At 74.0% G+C, this 26,189-nt stretch carries 22 protein-coding genes and 1 pseudogene; 10 read left to right on the forward strand and 13 right to left on the reverse strand.

Going from position 1 to position 26,189, the window contains the following annotated elements; all coding sequences use genetic code 11:
- Positions 1-56 precede the first annotated feature (56 nt).
- Complete coding sequence (locus H299_RS0112010) at positions 57-1,454, forward strand: MFS transporter (protein WP_106965780.1); 1,398 nt, start codon at positions 57-59, stop codon at positions 1,452-1,454.
- A 238-nt stretch (positions 1,455-1,692) separates the two neighbouring features.
- On the opposite strand, the gene H299_RS0112015 is transcribed toward H299_RS0112010, so the two are convergent.
- A complete protein-coding gene (locus H299_RS0112015) occupies positions 1,693-2,589 on the reverse strand; it encodes a 3-hydroxyacyl-CoA dehydrogenase family protein (RefSeq protein WP_051262374.1) in 897 nt (298 codons plus the stop codon).
- Complete coding sequence (locus H299_RS0112020) at positions 2,586-3,809, reverse strand: thiolase family protein (protein WP_027748606.1); 1,224 nt, start codon at positions 3,807-3,809, stop codon at positions 2,586-2,588. Before H299_RS0112020 ends, H299_RS0112015 begins: the two co-directional genes overlap by 4 nt.
- Positions 3,810-4,047: 238 nt before the next feature.
- Here H299_RS0112020 and H299_RS0112025 point away from each other — a divergent pair, with 238 nt between their 5' ends.
- The 4 genes from H299_RS0112025 to H299_RS0112040 are packed head-to-tail and all read left to right on the forward strand — an operon-like array spanning position 4,048 to position 8,085.
- The gene (locus H299_RS0112025; RefSeq protein ID WP_027748607.1) at positions 4,048-5,115 is read left to right on the forward strand and encodes an iron-siderophore ABC transporter substrate-binding protein; all 1,068 of its coding nucleotides are present in this window, start codon (positions 4,048-4,050) and stop codon (positions 5,113-5,115) included.
- The gene (locus tag H299_RS0112030; protein ID WP_027748608.1) at positions 5,112-6,149 is read left to right on the forward strand and encodes an iron ABC transporter permease; all 1,038 of its coding nucleotides are present in this window, start codon (positions 5,112-5,114) and stop codon (positions 6,147-6,149) included. The genes H299_RS0112025 and H299_RS0112030 overlap by 4 nt, the downstream gene beginning before the upstream one ends.
- Positions 6,146-7,252, forward strand: a complete 1,107-nt coding sequence (locus tag H299_RS0112035; RefSeq protein ID WP_027748609.1) for an iron chelate uptake ABC transporter family permease subunit — start codon at positions 6,146-6,148, stop codon at positions 7,250-7,252. The genes H299_RS0112030 and H299_RS0112035 overlap by 4 nt, the downstream gene beginning before the upstream one ends.
- On the forward strand, positions 7,231-8,085 hold the full coding sequence (locus H299_RS0112040) for an ABC transporter ATP-binding protein (RefSeq protein ID WP_078512663.1): 855 nt from the start codon (positions 7,231-7,233) through the stop codon (positions 8,083-8,085). The genes H299_RS0112035 and H299_RS0112040 overlap by 22 nt, the downstream gene beginning before the upstream one ends.
- A 40-nt stretch (positions 8,086-8,125) precedes the next feature.
- Here the strand turns inward: H299_RS0112040 and H299_RS0112045 are convergent, their stop codons facing one another.
- The 9 genes from H299_RS0112045 to H299_RS39585 form a co-directional block, all read right to left on the reverse strand.
- A complete protein-coding gene (locus tag H299_RS0112045; protein ID WP_027748611.1) occupies positions 8,126-9,379 on the reverse strand; it encodes an NAD(P)/FAD-dependent oxidoreductase in 1,254 nt (417 codons plus the stop codon).
- A gap of 5 nt (positions 9,380-9,384) precedes the next feature.
- Positions 9,385-10,821 (reverse strand): NAD(P)/FAD-dependent oxidoreductase, encoded by a 1,437-nt coding sequence (locus tag H299_RS33705; RefSeq protein ID WP_486587253.1) that lies wholly within the window; start codon positions 10,819-10,821, stop codon positions 9,385-9,387.
- A 97-nt stretch (positions 10,822-10,918) separates the two neighbouring features.
- Entirely contained in the window at positions 10,919-12,370 is a 1,452-nt protein-coding gene (locus H299_RS33710; protein ID WP_037758812.1) for an FGGY family carbohydrate kinase, read from the reverse strand.
- Positions 12,367-13,926, reverse strand: a complete 1,560-nt coding sequence (locus tag H299_RS0112070; protein WP_027748614.1) for an APC family permease — start codon at positions 13,924-13,926, stop codon at positions 12,367-12,369. The genes H299_RS33710 and H299_RS0112070 overlap by 4 nt, the downstream gene beginning before the upstream one ends.
- Before the next feature lie 316 nt (positions 13,927-14,242).
- Positions 14,243-15,007: a DeoR/GlpR family DNA-binding transcription regulator gene (locus tag H299_RS0112080; RefSeq protein ID WP_027748615.1), complete on the reverse strand. Its 765-nt coding sequence runs from the start codon at positions 15,005-15,007 to the stop codon at positions 14,243-14,245.
- A gap of 163 nt (positions 15,008-15,170) precedes the next feature.
- The gene (locus tag H299_RS0112085) at positions 15,171-15,998 is read right to left on the reverse strand and encodes a carbohydrate ABC transporter permease (RefSeq protein ID WP_027748616.1); all 828 of its coding nucleotides are present in this window, start codon (positions 15,996-15,998) and stop codon (positions 15,171-15,173) included.
- Complete coding sequence (locus H299_RS33715) at positions 15,995-16,879, reverse strand: carbohydrate ABC transporter permease (protein ID WP_051262375.1); 885 nt, start codon at positions 16,877-16,879, stop codon at positions 15,995-15,997. The genes H299_RS0112085 and H299_RS33715 overlap by 4 nt, the downstream gene beginning before the upstream one ends.
- A gap of 8 nt (positions 16,880-16,887) precedes the next feature.
- Positions 16,888-18,246, reverse strand: a complete 1,359-nt coding sequence (locus tag H299_RS33720) for an extracellular solute-binding protein (RefSeq protein WP_051262376.1) — start codon at positions 18,244-18,246, stop codon at positions 16,888-16,890.
- 69 nt (positions 18,247-18,315) lie between these two features.
- Entirely contained in the window at positions 18,316-20,229 is a 1,914-nt protein-coding gene (locus H299_RS39585) for a sugar isomerase domain-containing protein (protein WP_158692318.1), read from the reverse strand.
- 208 nt (positions 20,230-20,437) lie between these two features.
- Between H299_RS39585 and H299_RS33730 the strand changes: the two genes are divergently transcribed.
- The 3 genes and pseudogenes from H299_RS33730 to H299_RS40395 form a co-directional block, all read left to right on the forward strand.
- Complete coding sequence (locus H299_RS33730; RefSeq protein ID WP_051262378.1) at positions 20,438-22,582, forward strand: alpha-N-acetylglucosaminidase; 2,145 nt, start codon at positions 20,438-20,440, stop codon at positions 22,580-22,582.
- Positions 22,583-22,609: 27 nt separating this feature from the next.
- A complete protein-coding gene (locus tag H299_RS0112110) occupies positions 22,610-23,347 on the forward strand; it encodes a GntR family transcriptional regulator (protein WP_051262379.1) in 738 nt (245 codons plus the stop codon).
- Positions 23,348-23,481: 134 nt separating this feature from the next.
- Positions 23,482-23,691, forward strand: a pseudogene (locus tag H299_RS40395) (GTP-binding protein); the annotation flags it as partial.
- Between the two features lie 209 nt (positions 23,692-23,900).
- Here the strand turns inward: H299_RS40395 and H299_RS0112120 are convergent.
- Complete coding sequence (locus tag H299_RS0112120; protein WP_051262380.1) at positions 23,901-24,560, reverse strand: CGNR zinc finger domain-containing protein; 660 nt, start codon at positions 24,558-24,560, stop codon at positions 23,901-23,903.
- Between the two features lie 56 nt (positions 24,561-24,616).
- Between H299_RS0112120 and H299_RS0112125 the strand changes: the two genes are divergently transcribed.
- Together H299_RS0112125 and H299_RS0112130 are read left to right on the forward strand one after the other, a co-directional pair.
- Positions 24,617-25,339 (forward strand): AzlC family ABC transporter permease, encoded by a 723-nt coding sequence (locus H299_RS0112125; protein ID WP_037758745.1) that lies wholly within the window; start codon positions 24,617-24,619, stop codon positions 25,337-25,339.
- Positions 25,336-25,644 carry an AzlD domain-containing protein gene (locus tag H299_RS0112130; protein ID WP_027748621.1) on the forward strand — a complete coding sequence of 103 codons (309 nt, stop codon included), beginning with the start codon at positions 25,336-25,338 and terminating at the stop codon, positions 25,642-25,644. The genes H299_RS0112125 and H299_RS0112130 overlap by 4 nt, the downstream gene beginning before the upstream one ends.
- Before the next feature lie 59 nt (positions 25,645-25,703).
- On the opposite strand, the gene H299_RS0112135 is transcribed toward H299_RS0112130, so the two are convergent.
- A complete protein-coding gene (locus H299_RS0112135; protein WP_051262381.1) occupies positions 25,704-26,177 on the reverse strand; it encodes a hypothetical protein in 474 nt (157 codons plus the stop codon).
- Positions 26,178-26,189 lie beyond the last annotated feature (12 nt).

Consider the following 26,189-nt stretch of genomic DNA (forward strand, 5'->3'; position numbering starts at 1 on the left):
GTATCGTCTCCATAACTCGAACACCTATGTATGACTTGATACGGGGAGTGGAAAACATGGCTGAACCCATGACCTCGACCAGTCCGGTCCACAGTCCGGACCCACGGCGCTGGCGGATTCTCGGACTCGTCGGCGTCGCCCAGCTGATGCTGATCCTGGACGTCACCGTGGTGGCGATCGCACTGCCCCACATGGGCGCGGATCTGGGGCTGGGGCGCGAGACACTCACCTGGGTGGTCAGCGGCTACACGCTGGCCTTCGGCGGCCTGCTCCTTCTCGGGGGCCGCGCCGCCGATCTGTTCGGCGCCCGCCGCCTCCTGTTCGCGGGGCTGCTGCTGTTCGCCGCCGCCTCACTGGTCGCGGGCCTGGCGTCCTCGGGGCCCTTGCTCGTCGGCGGCCGGATCGCACAGGGGTGCGCGGCGGCCATCCTCTCGCCTGCCGCGCTCTCCTTGGTGGTGACCCTGTTCGAGGGCGAGGAACGCAACAAGGCGCTCGGGATCTGGTCGGCGCTGGGCGGCAGCGGCGCCGCCCTCGGGGTGCTGCTCGGCGGGCTGCTCACGGCCGGTCCGGGGTGGCCCTGGGTCTTCTACGTCAACGTCCCGGTGGGGCTCGCGCTGTTGCTCACCCTCCGCACCCAACTCCCGCCGCAGCCTGGCCCCGTCCGGCGCGGCCGGCTCGACCTGGCGGGCGCGGCGTTGGTGACCGCGGCCACCGCAACCCTGACCTACGCCCTCATCAGGGCCGGAGAGCACGGCTGGGCCAGTGCGTCGACCGCGGGGCTCGTCGCGCTTGCGGTGGCCCTCTATGCGGCCTTCGCCGTCCGCCAGCGCCTCGCCGCGCGCCCGTTGATGGACCTGCGGCTGCTGATCCGCCGTCCGGTGGCGACCGGAGCACTGCTGATCCTCGTGGCCACGGCCCTGATGATCATGGTCTTCTTCCTGGGCACGTTCTACCTCCAGGACTACCGCGGCTACGGCGCGCTGACCACCGGCCTCCTCTTCCTTCCCGTGGCACTCGCGACCATGATCGGTGCGAACGCCGCCGGGCGCGTCATCGGCCGGCTGGGTCCTCGGTTGCTCGGAGTGCTCGGACTCCTGCTCTCCGCCGTCGGCATGGCGGTCCCCGCACTCTGGGGCGGGACCGCGGCCCTGGTCATCGGCGTCGGACTCGCCGCCTCCGGCACCGGAGCGGTGTTCGTCGTCGCCTCCGCCACGGCGCTGGGGCAGATCGCACCGCAGGAAGCGGGTCTGGCCTCCGGGATCGTCAGCACCTTCCACGAGTTCGGCGCCTCTCTCGGGGCGGCCGTGGTGTCCAGCATGGCCGCCGCGAGCATCGCCGGAACCGACGCCGCGGGCTTCTCCCGCGGTTTCGCCACGGGCGCGGCCGTCGCCGCGGCAGCCGCCGTGCTGGCGTTCTTCGCCACGCCGAACCCGCGCTCGCAGCCCGGGGAGTGATGGATCGCGGTCGCCGCCGAACCGAGCCGCGCGGCGGGCAGTTCGCCGCGCCGGACGACTGCGACGTCCCCGGCAGCACCGGGGCGGGGGCAGGTGAGGGCCGTGGGAGGCGGGAGGGCGCGGTCCGGGCCCGGCCGGTCGTGCACGCCCGCGCCGGGAACGGCCCCGCGCCGCACGCGAGTCGGCAGGACGCTGCCGCCGGCGCTGTCCCGCCGTCCTGCCGTCCTGCCGTCCCGTGTCAGGGCCAGGTGTAGAACCCGCGCCCCGACTTGCGGCCCAGCTCGCCCCGGGCGACCTTCTCGCGCAGCAGCCGCGGCGGGGCGAAGCGCTCCCCGAGCGTCGCCTGCAGGTGCTCGGCGATGGCCAGGCGTACGTCGAGGCCGACCAGGTCGGTCAGCCGCAGCGGCCCGGTGGGGTGCCGGTATCCCAGGCACATGGCGTCGTCGATGGCCTCCGGTTCGGCGACTCCCTCCTCGACCATCCGGATCGCCTCCAGGCCCAGGGCGACCCCGAGCCGGCTGCTGGCGAAGCCCGGGGAGTCGCGGACGACCACGTCCTTCTTGCCGAGCGCGGACGCCCACTCCCGGGCCGCCGCCACCGTCCCCGGCGCCGTCTGCGGTGCCACGACGATCTCGACCAGCGCGGAGACCGGCACGGGGTTGAAGAAGTGCATGCCCACGAAGCGTTCCGGGCGGGCGAGCGCGGCTGCGAGTTCGGTGACGGAGAGGGAGCTGGTGTTGGTGGCCAGCACCGCGCCCTCGCCCACCGCCGCCTCGGCCGCCGCCAGCACGCGCGCCTTGAGAGCGGCGTCCTCGGGAACGGCCTCCACGACCAGACCGGCGTGGCCGGGCAGTTGGTCCACCGAGCCGGCCACCGTGACCCGCGCGAGCACCCGCTCGGCGGGCTCGGCGAGCCTGCCGCGTCCGGCGGCCCGGTCCAGCCCGGTGGCGACGCGGTCCAGGGCGGCGGCCCCGGCGGCCTCGCCGCGCTCCACGAGCGTCACCGAAGCGCCGGCGGCGGCGAAGCTCTGCGCGATCCCGGCGCCCATCCGGCCACCGCCGATCACTCCGACGACTGCGGGCACCCCGATGACGGCGGGCACTGGGGCGGCGGCGGGCTCCCGCGGGGCGCTCACACCCGCTCCAGCAGCATCGCGGCGCCCTGCCCCACGCCCACGCACAGCGTGGCCAGGCCGCGCCGGGCCTGCTCGCGCTCCAGCCGCCCCAGCAGCGTCAGCACGATGCGGGCGCCGGAGCAGCCCAGCGGATGACCGAGGGCGAGGGCGCCACCGTCGGTGTTGACCCGGCGCTCGTCCAGCCCCAGGCGGCGGATCACCGCCAACGCCTGTGCGGCGAACGCCTCGTTCAGCTCGACGGCGTCCAGGTCGCCGACCTGCCAGCCCGCGCGGGCCAGCACCTTCTGCGTGGCCGGGACCGGGCCGAGCCCCATCAGGTGCGGCTGTACGCCCGCGGCGGCGGAGGTGACGACGCGGGCGCGCGGCGTGAGCCCGTACCGCTCGACCGCCGCCTCGCTCGCCACCACCAGGGCGGCGGCGCCGTCGGAGAGCGGCGAGGCGGAGCCCGCGGTGACGACGCCGCCGTCGCGGAAGAGCGTGCGCAGCCCGGCGAGCCGCTCCAGGGTGGTGGAGGGGCGCGGGCCCTCGTCCCGGTCCACCAGCCCGTCCCCGACGGGTACGGGCGCGATCTCCCGGTCGAAGTGCCCGGCCTGCTGAGCGGCGACGGCCCGCTGGTGGCTGCGCAGGGCGAACGCGTCGGAGTGGGCGCGGGTGATGCCGTCGAGCGCTGCCACCTCCTCCGCGGTCTCGCCCATCGAGAGCGTCACCTTCACCGCCTCCGGTCCCGCCCCGGCGGGCACCGCCCGGTCGGCGGCGGCGAAGCGCGGATTGGTGAACCGCCAGCCCAGCGCGGTGTCCCGCACCTCGCCCGGTCTGGCCCAGGGGGTGCCGGGCTTCTCCATGACCCACGGGGCCCGGGTCATGGACTCCACGCCGCCGGCCACCACCACGTCGGCCTCGCCCGACCGGATCGCCTGCGCGGCCGAGGCGAGGGCGGTCAGGCCCGAGGCGCACAGCCGGTTGACCGTGTAGCCGGGCACGGTGTGCGGAAGACCGGCGAGCAGTACGGCCATCCGGGCCACGTCGCGGTTGTCCTCGCCGGCCTGGTTGGCGGCGCCGAGGATCACCTCGTCCACGGCCTCGCCCGGGATTCCGGCACGGCGGACGGCCTCGCCGGTCACCAGCGCGGCCAGGTCGTCGGGCCGGACGGTGGCCAGCGCGCCGCCGTACCGGCCCTGCGGGGTGCGGGCGCCCTCGATCAGATAGACGGTGTCGGGCATGGGTGCCCTCCTGTTCCACGGGACCGTCCGGAACGCTAACCGAATGTTCGGTTGGTACACAAGGCGGCGGAAAGCCCGCACTTCAGCGACCCGGCGGCGGAACTTGACGCTGGTCAAATCTTTAACTTAGGGTCCCCTTAGTAAGCGCTTCGGCGCCGCGCCAACCCCTGTGTCGACTCCGTGCCGCGGCACGTCGAGTCGGGGCGGGCGACCCCAGTACCGGACAAGAGGTTCTTTCATGCTGCCCATTTCCACCCGACCGGGCCGCCGTGCCCTCACGGCGTCCGCACTCACCGCGGCGCTGTGCCTCGTACTCGGCGCGTGCGGCAAGGACGACGAGAAGTCCTCCGACTCCGGCCCGGCCAAGGGCGGCGGCGCGTTCCCCGTCAGCATCAAGAGCGCGCTGGGCACCGCCGAGATCACCGAGCAGCCCGAGCGGGTCGTCACCCTGGGCCAGGGCTCGGCGGAGACCGCCATCGCCCTCGGCCACACGCCCGTGGGCGTGGAGGAGTACGAGTGGGGCAGCGACAAGACCGGCTATCTGCCCTGGGTCCACGAGGCGGTCAAGAAGAAGGGCGACGAACTGCCCGAGCAGTTCACCGGTGGTGAGGAACTCGACATCGAGGCCATCACCGCACTCGAACCGGACGTCATCCTCGCGCCGTGGTCCGGCATCACCCAGAAGCAGTACGACATCCTCAAGGACATCGCGCCCACGGTCGCCTACCCCGACAAGGCGTGGAGCACCAACTGGGACCAGCAGATCGACATCATCGCCAAGGCCCTCGGCAAGCCCGAGGACGGCACGAAGCTGACCGCGAAGATCAAGAAGCAGCTCGCCGCCGCGGCCAAGTCCCGGCCCCAGTACGCGAAGCACTCCTTCTCCTACATCTACAACACCGGCCCCGGCACACTCGGCGTCTTCCGCTCCGAGGAGCAGCGGGTCGAGATGGTCTCCTCGCTCGGCCTGAAGGTCGACCCCGTCGTGGACACCTTCAAGGAGACCGAGGGCACCGACTCCTCGCTGATCGGCCTGGAGAACGGCAACAAGCTGAACAAGAGCGACCTGATCTTCACCTTCTACAGCGACAAGAAGTCCCGCAAGCAGATCGAGGGGCAGAAGCTGTACAAGGCGATACCGGCCATCGAGAAGGGGGCCGTGGTCGCCTCCCGCGACAACCCGTTCGTCACGGCCTCCTCGATGCTCAACCCGCTGACCGTGCCCTGGAGCATCGAGCGCTACCTGCCGATGATCGACGACGCCCTCGCCAAGGCCGAGAAGCAGGACGCTGACCAGACCGGATGACCACTTCCGTACGCCGCCGCCCGGTTGGCGCCGCCGCCTCGCGCACCGGCGCCGCCCGGGCGGCGCTCTGCCTTGCCGGGGCCCTCGTGCTGCTGGTCCTGGCGGCCTTCGCGAGCGTCATGTTCGGCAACCTGAACACCTCGTTCGGCGACGTCCTGGACGTCCTCGCCGGTGACGGCGACGCCTACGTGACCACCGTCGTCGAGAGCCGCTACCCGCGCACGGTGCTCGGCATCCTCGCCGGTGTCTGCCTCGCGGTGGCGGGCACGCTCATGCAGGGCGTCACCCGCAACCCGCTGGCCGACCCCGGGCTCCTGGGCATCAACGCCGGGGCCTCCGCGAGCATCGTCGCCGGGACCGCCTTCTTCGGCGCCTCCGGACAGTCCGACACCATCTGGTGGGCGCTGCCCGGCGCGCTGCTGGCCGGGCTGCTCGTCCACGTCGTCGGTGCGGCGGGCGCCAGTACCTCCCTGGTACGGCTCGTGCTGGCGGGGGCCGTGCTGACGGCCGTGCTGACCGCCTTCATCCAGGCCGTCACCCTCAGCCGTCCGCAGGTGTTCGACAGCTACCGCTACTGGGTGGTCGGCGCCCTCGGCGGCCGGGGGTACGACGTCCTGTGGCCCGTGCTGCCCTTCGCCGCCGTCGGACTCGTCGTCGCGCTGCTGCTGGGCCCCGCGCTCAACACGCTGGCGCTCGGCGACGAGGCGTCCGCCTCGCTGGGCACCAGCCCCGCGCTCGTACGGGGCGGCGGCTTCCTGACGGCGACGGTGCTCAGCGCCGCCGCCACCGCGGCGGTCGGCCCCATCGCGTTCGTCGGGCTGGCGGTCCCGCACATCGTGCGGGCGCTGGCCGGGGTGGACTTCCGTACGCAGATCCTGCTCTCGGCCATGACCGGTCCGGCGCTGCTGCTCTTCGCCGACGTGCTGGGCCGGGTGGTGATGCGCCCGCAGGAACTGATGGTCGGCGTCGTGACGGCGTTCGTGGGCGCGCCCGCGCTGCTGTACGCCGTGCGCCGGATGAAGGGGACCGCATGACCGTCAGCCACCCCGCGGAGCAGACCGGCCGCACCTCTCCCGCCCCTTCCGCCGGTTCCTCTGGCCCGCCCGGCCCGCCGAAAGGGCATCTGCGGCTGGGGCGGTGGCTCGTGCTGCCCGTCGAGCGCAGCGCCGTCGTCGCGTCGCTGTGCGCCTTCGCCGCCCTCCTGCTGGCCGCCGTCGCCACCCTGACGCTCGGCCGCCTCGGCCTGCGCCTCGCCGACCTGCCCACCGCGCTGCTGGGCGGCGCGGAGGGCAAGGACGCCTTCGTCCTGGACCGGCTGCGCGGCCCGCGCCTGGTCACGGGCATCGCCACCGGTGCCGCCTTCGGCCTCTCCGGCGCCCTCTTCCAGTCCGTCACCCGCAACCCGCTCGCCAGCCCCGACGTGATCGGGCTGAGCGGCGGCGCGGGCGCGGGCGCGGCGGCCACCGCGCTGCTGCTGCCCGCCCTCCCGGTGTGGACGGGGGCGCTGCTCGGCGCGATCCTGGCGATGTGCCTGGTCTACGTCTCCACCGGCACCGGGTTCCGCAACCCGGGCCGCCTGGTCGTCGCGGGCATCGGGGTCGCGGCCCTGGCCACCGCGCTCACCCAGTACGTCGTCTACGTCGTCGAGCGCGACAAGGCCAACGTGCTGACCGCCTACCTCAACGGCAGCCTCGCCGCCCGCTCCTGGTCCGACGCGACCACCATCTGGTGCGTGCTGCTGGTCGCGGGCCCGCTGGCCGGGCTGCTCGCCCGCCGCCTCACCCTCACCGAGATGGGCGACGAGATCTCGGCGGCGCTCGGCAGCGACCCGGGACGCACCCGCAGCGTGGCCGTCGTCCTGTCGGTCGTGCTGGCGGCGGGCGCGGTGAGCGTGGCGGGGCCCATCGCGTTCATCGCGCTGACCGCGCCGCAGATCGCCCGCCGGATCACCCGCGGGGCCGGGCCACGGCTGCTGCTCTCCGCCCTGATGGGGGCCCTGCTGCTGGTCCTGGCGGACCTCGCCTCGCAGCAGCTGACCCTCTTCGAGGACTTGCCCGCGGGCATCTACACCATGGCCTTCGGCGGCGTCTACCTGGGCTATCTGCTGACACGCGAATGGAGAAGGGGAAGCCTGTGACAACCGAAGCGGCTACGCACACCCGAGGTGGGCCGCCCGCGGCGGCGGGGCTCGGCGCGCGGAAGGTCACGCTCTCCTACGGCGGCGCTCCGGTGGTCTCGGACGTCAGCCTGGAGATCCCGCACGGCGGGCTGACCGTCATCGTCGGCCCCAACGGCTGCGGGAAGTCCACCCTGCTCAAGTCCTTCGCCCGGGTGCTGAAGCCCCGCAGCGGGCACGTCACGCTGCACGGCACCGACGTGCGCACCCTGCGCGGCAGGGAGTTCGCCCGGCAGGTCGCGCTGCTGCCGCAGAGCCCGCTCGCCCCCGAGGGGATCTCCGTGCGCGGGCTGGTGGCGCGGGGCCGCCACCCGCACCACACCCTGCTGCGCCAGTGGTCCCCGGACGACGACCGCGCCATCTCCCTCGCGCTGGAGCGCGCCGGCCTGACCGAACTGGCCGAGGCCCAGGCCGGAGCGCTCTCCGGCGGGCAGCGGCAGCGCGCCTGGATCGCGATGGTGCTGGCCCAGGACACCGGCCTGATCCTCCTCGACGAGCCCACCACGTTCCTGGACATCGCCCACCAGTACGACCTGCTGGAGCTGTGCGCCGAGCTGAACCGGGAGGGCCGTACCATCGTCGCCGTCCTGCACGACCTCAACCAGGCGGCGCGCTTCGCCACCCACCTCGTCGTCATGGACGCGGGCCGGATCGTCGCCGAGGGGCCGCCGGAGCAGGTGCTGACGGCCGAACTGGTCGCGGAGGTCTTCCAGCTGGCCTCCGACATCGTGCCCGACCCCCGGACCGGTACGCCCATGGTCATCCCGCACGAGCGCCGCCCGGCGGACGGCTGAACCGGGGCGACGGCTGAGCGGGGCCGGGCGGGCCGCCGGTTCAGCCCAGGCTCAGGTGCACCGGCCCCCCGCCGGGGGAGACCCGGCGCAGGACGGAGGCCGGCACCCGGAAGACGCGCCCGGGCGCCGCGGGCCATGCCAGCGTGCGCCGGGCCAGCACCGCGCCGTCCTGACGTACCGTCACCCGCGGGAAGCGGGCGAACTCGTCGGTCCACAGCAGCAGCCGCCCGCGTGGCGGCGCGGGGTCGCCGGGGCGCACGAGCTGGGGGGAGACCCAGCGGAAGGGGGCGTCCGCCACGAGGGGCACGCCCTTCGGCGGCCGGGAGGGGGCGTCCAGCCAGGCGAGCACCCGGTCGGCCACATGGCGGCCGTCCAGCGCGGCGACGTCCGCCGTGTCGACGGGGTGCAGCAGGTTGCCGACGGCGAAGACACCGGGGCGGCTGGTGCGCAGAGCCGTGTCGGTCGAGGGTCCCAGGGTGCCCTCGTCCAGGTCGAGGCCGCCGCTGCGGACGAGTTCGTGGTCGGGAATCCAGTCGCCGGTGAAGACGAGGGTGTCGCAGGCGACCGTGCTCCGCACGCCGGTGTCCAGGTTCTCGATCTCCACCGCCTGGAGCCGCCCCTTGCCGATCACACGGCTCACCCGGGTGCGGTGGGCGACCGGGACGCGCAGCAGCGTCCGGCCGACCGCGTTGAAGGCGGCGTACGACTCGGTGCGCGGGTACCGGCTGACCATCAGCGCCGTGGCGCAGCCCGCCTCGCGCAGCGTGACCACCGCGGACCAGCTGACGAGTTCGCCGCCCACGACGACCGCACGCCTGCCGGTCTCACCGCCGTGCAGGTGCACGAGGTTCTGCAACTGGCCGGTGGTGTAGACGCCGTGCGGCCGGTCGCCCGGAACGCGCCGCGCCGCGCGCGGCCTCTCCCGCGCACCGGTGGCCAGCACGATCGCCCGGCTCTCGACGCGCAGCCGCCCCTGCGGGCTGGTGACGTCCACGGCGTGGTCACCGGCCCAGCCGGTCACCATGGCCCGGGTGCGCACGGTCGCGCCGGCGGCGGTGGCCTGCCGCACCAGGCGCCGGGCGTACGCCGGTCCGGTCAGCACGCGCGCCTGGTCGCGCAGGCCGTACCCGGTGTGGTCGCTGTGCCGGGGGATGCCCCCGGCCTCCTCCTCCCGGTCGAGTACGAGGACCTCGCCGGGGACGCGCGGCGCCAGTTCGGCCGCCGCGGTGAGTCCGGCCGGGCCGCCTCCGATGATCAGGACGTCGGGCTTGAGGACGGTGGGCGCGGTGGTCATGCGGGTCATCGGGTCTCTTCCTCGGGCCGCGGCGCGGTGCCGGGGCGGTGCGGGGTGCGGGTGTCGGGCGCCGTGCCGGGTGCGGCGCTGTCCGGCGCGCCGTGCGGGGCGCGGTGCGTGGCCATCAGGCGCTCGACGGCGGCACCGCAGAAGAAGCCCTGGCAGCGGCCGTTCTGCGCGCGGGTGCGCCGGCGCAGCCCTTCGAGGTTGCGGGCGGGCAGCGTCGCCCGGCAGGCGTCGCGGATCTCCCCGGCGGTGACGCGTTCGCAGAAGCAGACGATCGTGCCGTACTCGGGGTCGTCCGCGATGCGCCCGGCGTCCTGGTACGGGCGCGGCCCCGCCTCGCCGAGGTCGGGCATCCGGGGCGGCGCGGGCAGGCCCGTACGCGGGGGGAGTTCCAGACCGGACTCCGCCAGCAGTTCGCCGACGTACTCGGCGATGGCGATGCCCGCGGTCAGCCCGGTCGAGCGGATGCCGCCCGCGACCACGTAGCGCTGTTCGGGGGTGGCCTCGATGAGGTAGTCGGTGCGGTCGATCGCGGCGCGCAGCCCGGCGTAGGAGGCGGTGACCTCCTCGCGCAGCAGGCGGGGCATGAGCCGTTCGCCCTTGGACAGCAGGAAGTCGAAGCCCTCCTCGGACGTCCCCGTCGCCGTGCGGTCGCCCAGATCCTCGGAGGTGGGGCCCAGCATGACGTTGCCGTAGATGGTGGGCGAGACGAGCACGCCCTTGCCGCGTGAGCTGGGCACCGGCAGTACGATCCGGTCCACCAGCGGACGGGCGAGCTTGTCGAAGACGAACAGCTCGCCGCGGCGCGGGGTGACGGTGAACCGGCTGTGACCGAACATGCCGTCGATGAGGTCCGCGCCCAGGCCGGCGGCGTTGACGGTCCAGCGGGTGCGCACCGGGCCGCCCGAGGTGGTCAGGGTGGTCACCTCCCGCTCCACCCGCACGGCGGTGACCGCGTGCTGGAGCAGGACCTGGGTACCGCGCCGCTTCGCGTCGGTGGCCAGGGCGAGGTTGGTGGTCCAGGTGCAGATGATGGACTCGTCGGGGACGGTGAGCCCGCCGAGCGCGCCGTCACCGAGGTCGGGGACCTGCCGGTAGACCTCGTCGGCGCTGACGAGGCGGCAGTGCGGGTAGCCGTTGCGCTCGGCCTTCTCCTTGAGCCCGGGCAGGGCCTCGAACTCCTCGTCGGTCCAGGCGACCAGCACGGCGCCGGTGCGCTCGACGGGGATGCCGGTGGCCTCGGCGTAGCGCGACAGCAGTTCGTAGCCGCGGCGGACCAGCCGGGACTCCAGGGTGCCGGGCGTGGCGTCGAAACCGGTGTGCAGGATGGCGGTGTTGGCCTTGCTGGTGCCGTCGCCGACGTCGTCGCGGGCTTCGATTAGGGCGACCGACAGGTCGTGGCCGGACAGCTCGCGGGCGATCGCTGCCCCGACGATGCCGCCGCCGAGGACGGCGACGTCGTAGACGTGCGCCGCCGGGCCGGGCGGTGCCTGCTGGGGCTGTTCCTGTGCACGGGGTGTCTGGTCGGACACGTCAGTTCTCCTTGGTGGTGGAGGTCATGGCGGCGGTCCAGCGGGCGCGGAACTCCGCGGCCCGGTCCGCCGGCCAGCGCGGCTCGTACACCGTGGCCGGCCGCCAGCGGCCGACGGCGTCCGCCAGGCTCAGCGAGGGGTCCAGCGCCCGGCGGGCCAGCGCGGCGGCACCGAGCGGGGTGGCGTGCGCGGACGGATAGACGTCCACCGGGATCTGGGCCACGTCCGCCTGGGTCTGCATCAGGGCGGCCGACCGGGTGAGTCCGCCGTCGACGCGCAGCCGCTCCAGCGGTCCGCCCAGGTCGCTCGCGACGCTCTCGCACAGCTGGGCGACCTGGGCGGCGATGCCCTGGAGCACCGCGAGTACGAGGTGTTCGCGGCGCGTGGAGAGGGTCAGACCGGTGAACGCCGCCGTCGCCTCGGGCCGCCACCACGGAGCCGCCAGCCCCGCGAACGCCGGTACGCACAGCACCCCGGCGGCGTGGGCCGCGGGGGTGGAGCCGCCGGGGGCGCCTGCCACCAGGGCGTCGAGGTCGGCCGCCGAACGGATCAGCCCCATCTCCTGGAGCCAGCGGACGGCCGAGGCGACGGTGTAGACCTGCCCGTCCACGCAGTACGCCGTCTCGCCGCCGGCCCGCCAGGCCACCGAGGAGCTGAGCCCGGCGGGCGAACGCACCGCCCGCGTACCGGTGTTGGCCAGCAGGAACGCGCCCGTGCCGTAGGTGCACTTCGCGGTGCCCGCGGTCAGGCAGCCCTCGGCGAGCAGCGCGGCCTGCTGGTCGACCACCAGGCCCCCCACGGGCACCTCACCGCCGAAGGCGCGGGTGGTGCCCACGATCTCGTCGCAGGCCGCGACGCGCGGCAGCCTCTCCGCGCCCAGGCCGAAGAGGCCGAGCAGCTCCGGGTCCCACTCCACGGTGTCCAGGTCGAGCAGCAGGGAACGGCTGGCGGTGGCCGCGTCGGTGACGAACTCGCCGGTCAGCCGGTGCACGAGCCAGGTGTCGGTGGTGGTCACCACCCCCCGCCCGGTGACGTGGCGGCGCAGCCAGGCCATCTTGGGCGCGGAGAAGTAGGGGTCGAGCACGAGGCCGGTCCGCTCGGCGACCCACGGCCCGTGTCCGGAGAGTCCGGCGCAGATCTCCTCGGCCCGGCGGTCCTGCCACACGACGGCGCGCGACAGCGGCGCGCCGGTGGCCGGGTCCCAGGCCAGGACGGTCTCGCCCTGGTTGGCCAGCGCGACGCAGTCGACGGGACGGCCGGCGGCGGCGACGGCGCGGCGGCCGGTGCTGAGCACCGAGTCGAGCAGCTCCTGCGGGTCCTGCTCCACCCCGCCGCCGTCGAGATAGGCCGGCCGCAGCGGTTCCTCGACGATCGCGACCGTGCCCTCGTCCGCGTCGACCACGATCGCCTTGGTGCCCGAGGTGCCCTGGTCGATCGCCAGCACCGCCGTCATCGCGCACCGTCCTCGGCCGCGTCGTCCGCTCCGCCGGAGCGCTCCGCATCGTCCGCGTCGAGGGCGCGGTCGATGTCGGCCATCTCGGGCATGGACAGGCCGGAGACGCCGCGGCGCAGCAGCAGGCCGGTGAAGTAGACCGCGCCGATGCCGAAGAGGACGAGCACGTAGAGCCAGGGCGCGCGGAAGGACTCGTCGCGGAAGATGAGCAGCTCGTACGCGAGCCAGACGGAGGCGACGACCAGGACCGGCACCTCCCAGCGCCCCAGCGAGAACCCCTGGGTCGGCGGCAGCGAACGGCGCTTGGCGATGTACATGATCACCGTGCCCGCGTAGATGACCGCCGGCAGCAGCGTGGCGGCCGAGAACAGCTCGAAGAGCGCGTCGGTCGAGCCGGAGAAGCTGGCCAGTACCAGCTGGGCGACGACCAGCATGAACAGCGAGGCGTTCAGCGGCGTGCCGCGCCCGCGGTGGATGCGGCGCAGCACCTGCCAGCCGGGGAACCGCTCGTCCCGCGACATGGCCCAGACCAGCCGGGTGCCGCTGAGGGTGATGACCAGTCCGCAGGAGAAGATCGAGATCACGACCAGCACGAGCAGTATCTTGCCCAGCACCGAGCCGAGTACGGCGGTGATGATGGCGGCCACCGGGGTCGCCGACCCCGCCAGCTTCTCCGGGTCGTCGGCGAGCGCGGTGATCGCGACCAGGAAGAGGAAGCCGAGGACGCCCAGCGAGATCACCGCCTGGACCATCGCCTTGGGGATCACCCGCGCGGGCTCCCGGGTCTCCTCGGCGAGGTTGGCGGCGGACTCGAAGCCGACGATGGTGAAGGCGCCCAGCAGGAAGGCGAGCGCGAACGGCCCGGCGTGTGTGGCGCTGCCCAGCGCGTAGTAGCCGTCGGAGGAGGCGGGGGCCGCGCTGAAGAGGGTCGCGAAGTCGAGCTTGCCGGTGACCGCGCCGACGACGAAGAGCAGCACCGTCAGCGAGATCATGCCGATGAGCTGGACGGTGACGGCGACGGTGTTGATCCGGTGCGTCGCGCGGGTGGAGACCGCCACCAGTATCGACTGGAGCAGGACGACCAGGGCGGTGATGAACCAGGCGTTCTGGTTGGTCCCCTGGTAGCGGAACAGTTCGGGGAGGATGGTCGAGGCGATGGTGTAGTCGACCGCGACGACCACGACGCCCAGGAACGCGAACGAGATCCACCCCATGATCCAGCCCCAGACGGGGCCGACGATGCGCGAGACCCACTGGTAGGCGTACCCGCTGATGGGGATGCGGGCCGCGAGCGCGCCGAAGACGAGCGCGACGGACAGCTGGCCGATCACGGTCAGGGGCCAGGCCCAGATGCCGCGCGGGCCGGAGGTGCTGAGCACGGCGCCGTACGCCGTGAAGATGCCGGTGGCGATGGACACGAAACCGAAGGCGATGGAGAAGGACGCGTACCAGCCCAGGTTGCGGGTCATCTTCTGCTGCTCTGAGCCACCGGGGGACGACGAGCCACCAAGGGAGGACGCGGCCGGGACGGGGGCGCCGGGCTCTGCTCGGGTCATGGACATACTTCCTTGATCGGACTGGCGGCCGGTCGCCGGGACGGGGCCAGTGGAAGGAAACAGCTGCGGAGGCTGAAGGGGGCAGAGAGGCGGCGCGTGCCGCCCCGCAGGCTCCCGGTGACTGTATGGGTGGGAGCTTGACCGTCTCTAACCGGAAGTGTGGACTCATGACCGATTGGCGTCAAGGGTTGCTCGCGAGTTCCCTCTCCGGTGGCCTGGTGGGCTTGAATGATCAGGAGCATGACAAATCTCGGAGGGCGGTAAACCCCCGCGGCCCGGCAGGGGTGCCTCGGTGCGGGCGGGCGGGGCCGGGGGCTCAGGCCCGGATGACGCTGCCCCCGGCCCGCTCCAGGGCCGCGACCAGTTCCCTGTCGGGCGTCCCGTCGGTGAGCAGCCCGTCGAAACCCTCCAGGCCGCACACCCGGTGCGCGGCGGCCCGGCCGTGCTTGCTGGCGTCGGCCAGTACGTAGCGGCGGGCGGAGTTCGCGAGGATCGTGCGCTTGGTGGCGACCTCGTCCAGGTAGTAGTCGGTGAGGCCGGAGCGGCTGTCGACGCCCCCCGAGCCGACGAACGCCACGTCGGCCCGCAGGTCGGTGAAGAACGCCACGGTCTGGGCGTTGGAGCAGACGAGGTCGCCGGCGCGCAGCCGCCCGCCGCTCACCAGCACCTCCACGCCGGGGCGCGCGCTCAGCTCGGCGGCCACCAGCAGGGACGGGGTGGCCACCAGGCCCGTGTACTCGTGCGGCAGGGCGCGGGCGACCTCCAGGGCCGTCGTCCCGACGTCGATGACCACGGTCTGGCGCGGCTCCACGAGCGCCGCCGCCGCCCGCCCGATGGCCGTCTTCGCCGCGGCGTGCGTCCTGGACCGCTCGACGAACGGGGCCTCCTCGCCCACCGAGGCGTGCGCGGCCGTCGCACCCCCGTGCACCCGGTCCAGCGCGCCCCTGCCCTCCAGCAGCGCCAGGTCGCGGCGTACGGTCTCCGCCGACACGCCCAGCAGTGCGACCAGGTCCTCGGTGGTGACCGAGCGCACGCGGGCGAGTTCGGAGACGATCCTGCGGTGGCGTTCCGTGGCGAGCATGTGGCTGGACTCCAAACCCGGTGCTTCCGTGGAGGGTGGACGATCGTCCGGGCGGCGGGCAGTGGAGCTGACTGCGCCTGTGGGGAAGTGCCTGTGAGTGACCGAAATTGTGACCCTGTTCGAAATCACTGTCAAGCGCGGGCCGGTCGCCCCGCGGCGGCCGTCACCCCTTCATGGCGCCCTGGAGGAGACCGGCGACGAAGCTGCGTTGGAAGAGCAGGTAGACGAGCATGATCGGCAGCATGACGATGATGGTGCCCGCCGCGAGCGTGGGCACGTCGGTGTTGTTCTGGCCGACGAAGAAGCCCAGGCCGGCCGGCGCCGTCCGCAAGCTCGCGTCCTGGATCAGGACGAGGACCAGCAGGAACTGGTTCCAGGACCACATGAAGACCAGCACCCCCAGCGTCATCAGCGAGGGGCGGGCCAGCGGCAGCAGGACGCGGAGGAAGATCGTGCCGGAGGAGGCGCCGTCCACGCGGGCCGCCTCCACCAGCGAGGGCGGCGTGCCGCGGAAGTGGGTGCGCATCCAGAAGACGCTGAACGGCATGAACAACGCGATCTCCACCAGGATGACGCCCGCGTAGGAGTTGGTCAGGCCCAGTTCGTGGAGGTCGAAGTAGAGCGGTACCACGATCAGTTCCACCGGGATGGTGAGTCCGGCGACGAAGAACGCGGCCACGGCGTTCCCGCCCGGCAGCGGCATCGTGCCCAGCGCGTAGCCGGCGAGGCCGGCCAGGAGCAGCGTCACCGGCACCACGGCCACCGCGATGACCAGGCTGGAGCGGATCAGGTCGGAGAACCCCGCCACCGACCACGCCTGCCGGTAGTTCTCCAGGCTCCACCGCTCGGGCCAGGCCAGCCCCGCCACCGGCTCGCCCGCGGGCTGCATCGAGGCGAGGAAGACACTCAGGAACGGGATGACGACGGCGACGGCCAGCACGCTCAGCAGCGCGTATCCCGACCAGCGCTCCGCCTTGGACGCTCTGTTCATTCGCCGGACCTCGACAGACGGTTGATGAAGTAGACCAGGACGAGAATCAGGCAGCTGAGCACCACGCCCAGCGCCGAGGCGAGGCCCACCCGGCCGTCTGAGAAAGCCAGCCGGTAGACCAGCAGACCGGGTACGGTCGTCTCCTCCCCGGGGCCGCCGTTGGTGGTGACGTAGACGATGTCGAAGCTGGCCAGCGCCGCGACCATCGTCACCGTCATGGCGATCGCGATCTCCCCGCGCAGCTGCGGCAGCGTCACCGAGACGAACTCCCTCACGGGGCCCGCGCCGTCCAGCCGGGCCGCCTCGTAGAGGTGGGTGTCGACCTTCTGCGTGCCGCTGAGGAAGAGCATCATGCACAGCCCGCTGAGCACCCAGCTGCCCACCAGCCCGACGGCGATCAGCGCCGCGTCGAAGTCGCCGAGCCAGGCGCGCGCGACCCCGCCCAGGCCGACGGCGCGCAGCGCCTCGTTGACCAGCCCGTCCTCCCCGTACAGCCAGCGCCAGGTCACACCGACGGCGACCAGCGGCACCACCTGGGGCAGCATGAACAAGAAGCGGTAGACGCCCATGCCGGGCCGCCGGTAGCGGGAGAGCAGGCCCGTCATGGCCAGCCCGGCCAGGATCGGGACGAAGGAGAAGAAGACCACCAGGACCAGGGCGTTGAGCACCGAGCCGCGCAGCACCGGGTCCTGGAAGACCTCGCGGTAGTTGTCCAGGCCCACCCAGCTGCCCAGCGTGACGCCGTCCCAGTCGAAGAGGGAGAGGTAGGCGGTGTGCAGGGCGGGGAGCACCGCGAAGGCGAGATAGACGGCGAGGGCGGGCAGCACGTAGAGGTATCCCCGCCACGGCCGGCGGCGTCTGCTGTTCGTCGTACGCAACATGGCTTGACCTACTTCGCGTGGTGTTCGTCCCAGACGTCCTGGAGAGAGTCGAGGTATTCCGGCGGTTCGACGCGGTCGGCGATGAGCTTCTGCACTCCGGAGCGGAGCGGGTCGAGCATGGAGGGGGCGGTGAAGTCGGGGAAGTGGTTGATCCCGTCGTCGGCGACCACGCGCCGGTGGCTGCGGGCCACTTCGCCCAGCAGGCCCTTCGGCGCGGGCACCTCGTCGGCGTCCGGCGGGAGGAACCCGTTGCCGCTGACGATCCGGGCCGCCTCGGGCGAGGAGAGGAAGTCGAGGAACGCGCCCGCCGCCTCCGGATGCTTCGTACGGGAGGAGACGGCGTAGGCGACGCTGAAGCCGGAGGCCACCGCCCGCGAGGACTTCTTCGCGCCGGGCATCAGGAAGAACCCGCTCCGGTCGCCCATGGCCGCCGCCAGCTGGCCCGCGGCCCAGTTGCCGTTGACCAGGAAGACGCTCTTGCCGCGGGTGAACCGCGCGGTCGAGTCCACCTGGCCGGTGCCGTTGGCGGAGTCGTCGAAGTACCCCTTGCGGCCCCACTCGGCCAGCAGTTCGGTGGCGGCCCGCGCGGCCCTGGTCTCGATGGTCGCCCCGTCGGCTCCGGCGACCCAGGCGCGGTAGTCCTCGGCGTCCATCATGTTGTTCACCAGCGCGGCCCACAGGTGCAGGCCGCCGGAGTCGAGGGCGCCGACGCCCAGTGGGGTCATGCCCGCCTTCTTGGCGGCGGCCAGCTGCCGTTCGAACTCCGCCAGCGTGGCGGGCGGGCCCTCGATCCCGGCCTTCGCGGCCAGCTCCTTGTTGTAGTAGATGCCCGTCATGGACAGTCCGGCGGGCACGCCGTACAGCGGCCTTCCGCCGTCCCGGGCACCTCGCGCGCGCTGCCCGCCGGAGAGCTGCTCCAGGCTGGCCGCCGGGAACTCCTCGCCCCAGCCGTAGGCGTCCCGGTAGGGGGCGAGGTCCAGGATGTCGCCGCGCTCGGCGAGCCCGTCCATGCCCACGGCGAACTGGGCGACGTCCGGGGCGGTCTCCGAGGCCATGGTCAGCTTCAGGCTCTTCACGTAGTCCGAGAACTGCGTGTACTGCGGCTCGACGGTGACTCGGGGATGCTTCTTCTCGAAGGCGGCGATGAGCGCGTCGACCATCACGGGGGCATCCGCGAACTGGAGCCGCAGGGTGATGTCCTCGTCGGGCACCGCGGTCGCGGAGGGCACGGCGGCGGGGCGGTCCGGGTCCGCGCCGCTGCCCGGTGTGAGCGCTCCGCAGCCGGTGAGCAGCAGGGAGAGGGCGAGGCCGCACGCGGTCGCCGAAGCGGTGCCGCGGCGACGCCGGCGGCGCATCGATCCCGTCATGGTCACTCCTTGGGTGGGCGCGGTGGGGTGCGGCGGGGCGGGGCTCGGGGTGCCCGGGCGGGACGGGGCTCAGCCGCGGGGGCAGCGGTCCCTGACTTTCTCCAGGAGCGCGTGGTTGTGGGCGTCTCCGTCCGTCAGGTTCTGACTGACGATCAGGGGCGGTGCGTGGTGGTGCTCGTCCGCCAGCAGTTCGGCCGTACGGCAGGTGAGGGCGTTGACCAGGGCCGCCCCCAGCACCGTGGAGAGGGCGCCGACGGCGGACGCGCCCAGCGGCACGACCGTGTCACCGGGACTGCCGTGCGTGTCGATGACGATGTCGGCGAGGTCGAGCAGGCGTTTGCCGCTCGCGTGCCGGGGCTCGGCGGCCAGCGAATGGGCGCGGCTGGTGAGGGCGACGACCGTCGCGCCCCGTTCGCGGACGCCGAGCGCGAACTCGACGGGCACCGCGTTGATCCCCGAGTTGGACACCACGACCACCACCTCGCCGGGGCGGATGTCCGCCGTCGCCAGGATCGCCGCCGCGTAGCCGCTCACGCGCTCGGCGGCGCCGGCGTGCCGGGGCGCCGACGGGGCGAGCGCCGGATCGGCGATCACGTTCACCGGGGCGAGGCCGCCCGCGCGCTGGAGCGGTTCGACCGCCACCAGCTGGGAGTGGCCGCTGCCGAAGTAGTGGACGACGCCGCCCGCCGCGATGCTCCGCGCCATGGCGGCGGCGGCCGCCTCCAGGTGGGGGCGCTCGGCGGCGGCCAGCGTGTCGAGGCGCGCCCGCAGCGTGGAGAAGTAGCTCTGGTCAGCGGTCATGGTCGGACTCACCTGGCGGTCGGTTCGGGTGCGCGGGCGCGGGCGCGGGGGTTCGGGTTCGGGTTCGGGTTCGGGTTCGGGTTCGGGGGGAGAGAGGTGCGGGGGACAGGTGTGCAGCAGGGCGCGCAGCGGGCCCGGCGCGCGGGCGAGCGCCAGCCCGCCGTCGAGCGCGTCGCCCCGGCCGGGCGTCGGCACCGCGTGCGGGAGCAGGAGGGACAGGTGGCGGACGAGCGGGCCGGTCAGCACCTCGCCCGCGCGGGTGAGCCCGCCCGTCCAGGCGACCGGCACGGCGGTGGCCGCCCCGGCCGCCGGTCCGCAGCCTGTGCCGCCTCCGTCTCCGCCGTCGTCCCCGGCACCGTCCGGTGCGCGGCTGCGCCGTACGGCCGCCGCCGCCGCGTACGCCAGTTCGCGGCCCGCCGCCGCCAGCAGCGCGCCCGCCTCGGCGTCGCCGCTACGGGCCGCCGCCGCGACGTCCTCGGCGAACCCGGCCACCAGCCGTGCCGGGCGGTCGGCCCCGTGGAGCCGGACCGGCAGTGTGCGAAGGTCCCCGAACCGGCGGGCGGCCAGCGCGCGCAGGGCCGCCGAGCCGCCCCGGCCGTCCGCCGCGCGCAGTGCCAGATCCAGCGCGCGCCGGCCGACGTCGAAGGCGCTGCCCGCGTCGCCCAGCAGGTGTCCCCAGCCGTCGACGACGGCGGTGCGTCCGCCTGGCCCCGCGCCGAGCACGACGGTGCCGGTCCCGGCCGAGACGACCACCCCCGGCACCGGCCCCAGCGCCCCCGCATAGGTGGTCACCACGTCGCCGCAGACCAGCACGGTCCTGGGGGGTGCCTGCGAAGTCCCGCACGCCAGCAGCAGCCGCTCGGGCAACCCGGCCGCGCTCGCGGGCTGTTCGGTGATCCCGGTCAGTCCCGCCACCAGGGTTCCGGGGCGATGGGCGGGCGCCGGGAGCCGGGCGGCCAGCGCGCGGACCCGCTCGGCGATCAGCCGCGCCGCGCCGCTCTCGGCCGGGTGCGGCAGACCGGGCCCGCGCACCGCGGCCACCCGCCGTCCGTCGACGAAGAGCGCGGCACGGCAGCCCGTCTTGCCGCCGTCCACCGCCAGCACGACGCCGGGCGGTCCTGCGGAGGGCTCTCCTGCGGCAGGCGCCGCCGAGGCGGTGCCGCCGTGCGCCGTCGTCGCCACGCGTGCCCCTTCCCGTGCCGAGCCCTGTGAGGTGCGGTGGACCGTACCAGAGCATTTCGCGGGTCCACCAGACCCTGAAAGGAGTGCAGAAAACTCCCGTTCAGCGCTTGACGGGAGCGGGATGCGGCACCGATCCTGCCTTTCTGTGGTACGTACCACAGCTGCCGACCATGCCCCTGTCCCCACCGCTTGGGAGCTGATCCCCCGGATGACACCGAACGACACCGAAGCCGCCGCGCGAGCGCTGCTGGGGCGGGTGCTGGGGGAGCGCGCGCCGGAGTTCCGCGTCGAGGTGCCCGCGTCGCGGGAGCCGCGCGGGCCGGCCTGGTTCGAGGTCGACGGCGGACGCGGCGGCGTCGTGCTGCGCGGCTCCGACGGCGTGGCCGTCGCGTCGGCGCTGCGCTGGTACCTGCGGACCGCCTGCCGCACCCAGATCACCTGGGACGCCCCCGCCCCCCGGCTCCCCGGTGTCCTGCCGCGCGCCTCCACCGGCGGCCGGATCACCTCGCCCTACGCGCACCGCTACCACTTCAACGTCTGCACCTTCGGCTACACGACGGCCTTCTGGGACTGGGAGCGCTGGGAGCGCCACATCGACTGGATGGCCCTGCACGGCGTGAGCACGCCGCTGGCGATGACCGGCCTGGAGGCCGTCTGGCAGCGGGCGCTGGCCCGGGCGGGGGTGGCCGACGAGGAGGCCCGCCGCTTCCTCGGCGGCCCCGCCCACCTGCCCTGGAACTGGCTCGCGTCGGCGCCCGGCTGGGGCGGCCCGCTGCCGCAGAGCTGGATCGACGACCACGCCGTGCTCGCGCGGCGCATCGTGGACCGGGAGCGCTCCTTGGGCATGCGGCCGATCCTCCAGGGCTTCGCCGGCCATGTGCCCGCGGGGCTGAGCGAGCGGGCCGCGCAGCTGTCCTGGTGGGACTTCGAGGTTTCCGTACTCGACCCGCGCGACCCGCTGTTCGCGGAGTTCGGCGCCGCGCTGCTGGAGGAGCAGACCCGCCTGCTGGGCACCGACCACCTCTACGCCGCCGACCCGTTCGTGGAGACCACGCCGCCCGCCGAGGACCCGGCACAGCTGGCCCGGATCGCCCGCGCCGTCCACTCCGCCATGACGGACACGGACCCGCACGCCACCTGGGTGCTCCAGGGCTGGCCCTTCGCCTACCGCTCGGACTACTGGACGCCGGAGCGTACCGCCGCCTTCCTGGACGCGGTCCCCGACGACGGCATGCTGGTCCTGGACCTGTGGGCCGAGCACCGGCCGGTCTGGCCGAGCACCGGCGGCTACCGGGGCAAGCCCTGGGTGTGGTGCACCCTGCACAGCCTGGGCGGACGCCCCGGCCTGTACGGGAAGCTGGCCGAGGTCGCGGCCGGCCCGGCGCGGGCGCGCGCCGACGAGCACGGCGGCTCACTGGCCGGGGTGGGCGCGAGCATGGAGGCCTTCGGCCAGGACCCGGTCCTCTACGAACTGCTCGCCGACGTCGCGTGGCACGGCGAGGTCGCGGATCTGGAGCAGTGGCTGAGCGGCTGGGCGGAGGCCCGGTACGGCCGCCGCAGCCCGGAGCTGGCGCGCGCCTGGCAGCTGCTGCGCCACGCGGTCTACGGCTCGGGGGAGCCGGGCCCGCCGGGCTCGGTGGTCGTCTGCCGCCCCACCCTGGGCGGCGACCTGCGTCCCGAGCCCACACTGACCCTCGCCGCCCCCGCCTCACCCGACCTCCCCGCGGGCCTGGCCGAGGCGTGGACCCTGCTCAGCGGCCAGATCACCGACGCCGACAGCGCGGGTCCGCTGGGCCGCGACCTGTGCGACGTCACCGCGCAGGTGCTGACCCACCTGGCCTGCCGCTTCCAGTGGCGTGCGGCGGACGCGGCGCTCGCCCGCGACCCGGACGCCTTCGAGAGCGCCGCCACCGCCCTGCTCACCGTCGTCGAGGACCTCGACACCCTGCTGGCCACCCGGCCCGAGTACCAGCTGGCCGACTGGCTCGCGGACGCCCGCCGCTGCTCCGCCGACCCGGCCGAGTCGGCGCTCTACGAGGCGGGCGCCCGGCGGCTGCTCACCGCGTGGGGCCACCCCGGCAGCGCGCTGCACGACTACTCCGGCCGCCACTGGGCCGGACTGGTGCGCACCTTCCACCTCCCGCGCTGGCGCCGCTGGTACGAGCGGCTCGCCGAGGCGCTGCGCACGGGCGCGCCGTACGCCGCCGCGGAGTTCGAAGCCTCGATGATCGAGTGGGAGGAGCACTGGATCGCCGCCGGGCCCGATCCGGCGCAGGGCCGCCCGGGCCCGGCCACGACCAGGCAGGTCGTGCACGCGCTGCGGGAGCGCTACCGCGACAATCTGGGGTGGTAGAAGACACTTTCGAGCCGCGGAGCGCATGTGACAGCCGAGGACGAGCGGACAGACGGCAGCGTGACGAAGGAGAGCTACAAGCACGAGTCCCTGCAACGGCGCCTGGAGGCCGACATCGCCCGGATGCGGCCGGACGAGGCGCTCCCCACCGAGCGCCGGCTGGCCGAGGACTACGGCGTGAGCAGGTCGACGGCCCGCCGCGCCCTCCAGGCGCTGCGCGAGGCGGGCCTGGTCCGCAGTGTCCGGGGCGTGGGCACCTTCGTCTCGCACCCGCACGTCACCAAGACCTCCACGCTCACCTCCTTCTCCGAGGACCTGCGCGCACGCGGCTACCGGCCCAGCTCCCAACTGCTGGGCGACGAGCGGGTCGAGGCCGGGCTCGACCTGTCCGTCGCCCTGGGCGTGGACGCGGGCACCACCGCGCACCGCATCGAGCGGCTGTGCCTGGGCGACGGCTTCCCCGTCTGCCTGGAGACGGTCTACCTCTCGGCGGAGCGCTTCCCCCGGATCGACCCGGAGCTGCTCCAGGGCTCCCTGTCCGAGGCGCTGCTCAGCGGGTACGGCGTCCGCGTGGTGCGCGCCGACCTCCAGATCCGCGCCGTCAACGTGGCGGGCCGCCAGGCGAGGCTGCTGGCCGTCCGCGACGGCTCGGCCGCGCTGCTGGTCAGACGCACGGCGCGGGACGAGAGGGGCCACATCGTCGAGTACGGCGAATCGCTGTGCCGCGGCGACCTCTACGACTTCTCCCTCGTGGTGGCGAAGTAGCCCACCGGGCGGGGCGCGGTGGCGGCGGTACATGCCGGTGCCGCCGGGCGCGTTCTGCGGCAGCTCGGCGCGCGGCCGGAGGACCGGCCCCGTCCGGCGGTAGTGGAGCGCAGGGAGCACACGATGCGACTCTCCTGCTTCACCGAACCCTGAACCTTGGCATCCTCGCCGACCTCGACGCCGGTAGGACCAGCCTCACCGAGCGGCTGCTCTTCGACAACGGCGCCGTCGCCGAACTCGGCAGCGCCATCCGCTCCGCGGTCGCCTCCTTCGCCGCCAGTGACCTCCAGGTCGACCTCGTCGACACACCCGGCCACCCCGACGTCATCGCGGCGGTGGATCGGCCCTGACCGGTGAGGGCACCGGTGCCCTCACCGCCGCGATCCGCACCCTGCTGCCCCCCGCCCGCCGCCGACCGGCAACTGCCGCCCGCCGGCACCGTCTTCGCCGTCACCGGGCCCGACGTCGTCGGCGGGCAGCATCGCCAGGGTCCGCGGCCTGCCGGGCATCCGGGGCGGCGACCGGCTGGGCGGGACGGCCCGGCCGGGCGGCGCTACGCCGGCGACCGAGCCGAGCGGCGGCTGCGTGCGTAGTGACGGCGGACGCGGTCGCGGTTGCCGCAGCCGCGCGAACTGCACCAGCGCCGGGTGCCGCTGCGGCTGTGGTCGAGGAAGAACGCCCCGCAGCCCGGCCCGTCGCAGACCCGGACCCGGGGCAGGTCCGGGCCGCTGAGCAGCTCCTCGGCCCGCAGTGCGAGCGCGTGCCCGAGGTCGGCGACGCAGGCGGTGCCCGGCTGCCAGCGCAGCGGCAGTTCGGGCGGCAGTTCGGCGTGCTCGCGGGCGCGCAGGACGGCCCGGCGCAGCGCCGCCCACGCGTCGGGCGGCGGGGGCTCGGCGTCGGCATGCGCGTCCAGCACCTCGCAGAGCACGGCGCGCAGGCTCAGCAGACCGGCCACCTGGCGCCGTGCCCGGTCCGCGTCACCCCCGCTCGTGTCCGTCGCGGTGAGGAGCGCCGCGGACTGCTCAGGGCTCCACAGGCCGATGGCGGCTGCCCAGCGCACCCACTGCCCGGCCCCGGTCACCCGCTCGTACCGGCGGGCGTCGTCCGCGCGCCAGCCGACGGAGTTGACGAAGTCCAGCACCAAGTGACCGCTGAACCGTGCCACTTCCCCCTCGGGAACCTGGGCCTGCTGTCCGTTCCGCTGCTCGGTCACACCGGCATCCTATCTGTCTAACGGGCAAAGCTGCGTAAGGGTGTTAGCCTCTCGGAATGTCAACCTCACCACCGGTGGGCGCCGACCCCACACCGCGCGACCGCTTCCGCTACGGCGTCAACATCGGGCTGGGGCTGGCGGCCTCCAGCTTCCTGCTGGCCGTCAGCTTCGGCGCACTCACCCAGACACAGGGCTGGGGGCCCCTCGCGCCCGTCCTGTGCTCGGTGGTCGTCTTCTCCGGCTCTGCGCAGTTCGCCCTGGTGGCGGCTCTGGGGAGCGGCGGCGGAATATCCTCGGCGGTCACCGCCGCCGCCCTGATCAACAGCCGCTTCATCCCCATGGGCATCGCCATAGCCGGTGACCTGCGCGGCGGTCGGCTGCGCCGGGCGCTGGAGGGGCAGGCGGTGATCGACGCCTCGTGGGCCGCCGCGCACCTGGGCGGCGGCCGGTTCGACCGGCACCTGCTCTTCGGCGCGAGCGCGGTCCAGTGGCCCGCGTGGGTGGCGGGCACGGTGCTGGGTGTCGTACTGGCCCCCGACCCGGATCTCCTGGAAACCCTCGGGCTGGACGTCCTCGCCCCGGCCCTGTTCCTGAGCCTCCTGCTGGACGAGGTGCGCGGCACCCCCGGCAACCGGCTCCCGGCCCTGCTGGGCGCCGCCCTCGCCGCCGGAGCGATCTGCTTCCTCCCCACCGGACCGGCGTTGGTCGGCGCGGCCCTGGCCGCCCTGGTCGCGCTCACCCGTCCCGCACCGGACCCCGCCGGGAAGGCCGCGACATGACTCCCTGGTTCGCCATCTGCGCGATCGCACTGCTCAGCTTCGCCTTCAAGGCCGTCGGCCCCGCCCTCCTGGGCGGTCGCGAACTGCCCGTGCGCATCCGGGCCGTCATCGCACTCATGGCCCCCGCCCTGCTCGCCGGATTCGTCGTGGTGGACGTGGCCGGGCCCGGCTGGGGCGGCCTGGACCTGACGGTGCTCGCCGGGTTGGCGGCTGTGGTCGTCCTGCGGCTGTGCCGGGCCCCGCTTCCCGTGGCGCTCATAGGCGCCGTCGTGGTCACCGCGCTGCTCCGCCTGGTGACGGGCTGACCGGGAACGCGAGAGCCCCGCCGCGGTCACCGCACGGCAGGGCTCGGGGGCGGGACGCGTCAGGCCGCCATGACGACCGCTCCCCGGTCCAGGCCCGGCGCACGCGTGGCGGCCCGCTCGGCGTAGACGACGGCGCGCAGGACCGCGAAGCGGCCGAGGCCCGCCAGCGCGGACGCCGAGAGGTAGACGGCCTGCTCGGTCAGCGCGGAGGGCGCGGAGTGCACCGCGTACAGGCCCAGCAGGGCGCCGGTGGTGAACGCGTAGCTCACCGCCACCGTCATCGCCGACTGGAGGTGGACGCCCCAGCCCCGGCGGGTGCTGCGGAAGGAGATCCGGCCGTGCAGCTCGGTCGCGATCACCGTGGAGACCACGGTGATCAGCGCGTTGGCCACCATCATCGGCATCGTGCCGTCGAGCAGCACGAGTGCCCCGCTGGACGCCAGCCCGACCCCGCCGCCGCAGACGACGAAGCGGACGAAGGCCGCGACGGCCGGGCTGATCCGGTGTGTCCGCCGGTGCTGTCGCGTGGTCACGAGGTTCCTCCG

The organism is Streptomyces sp. CNH287, assembly GCF_000424825.1.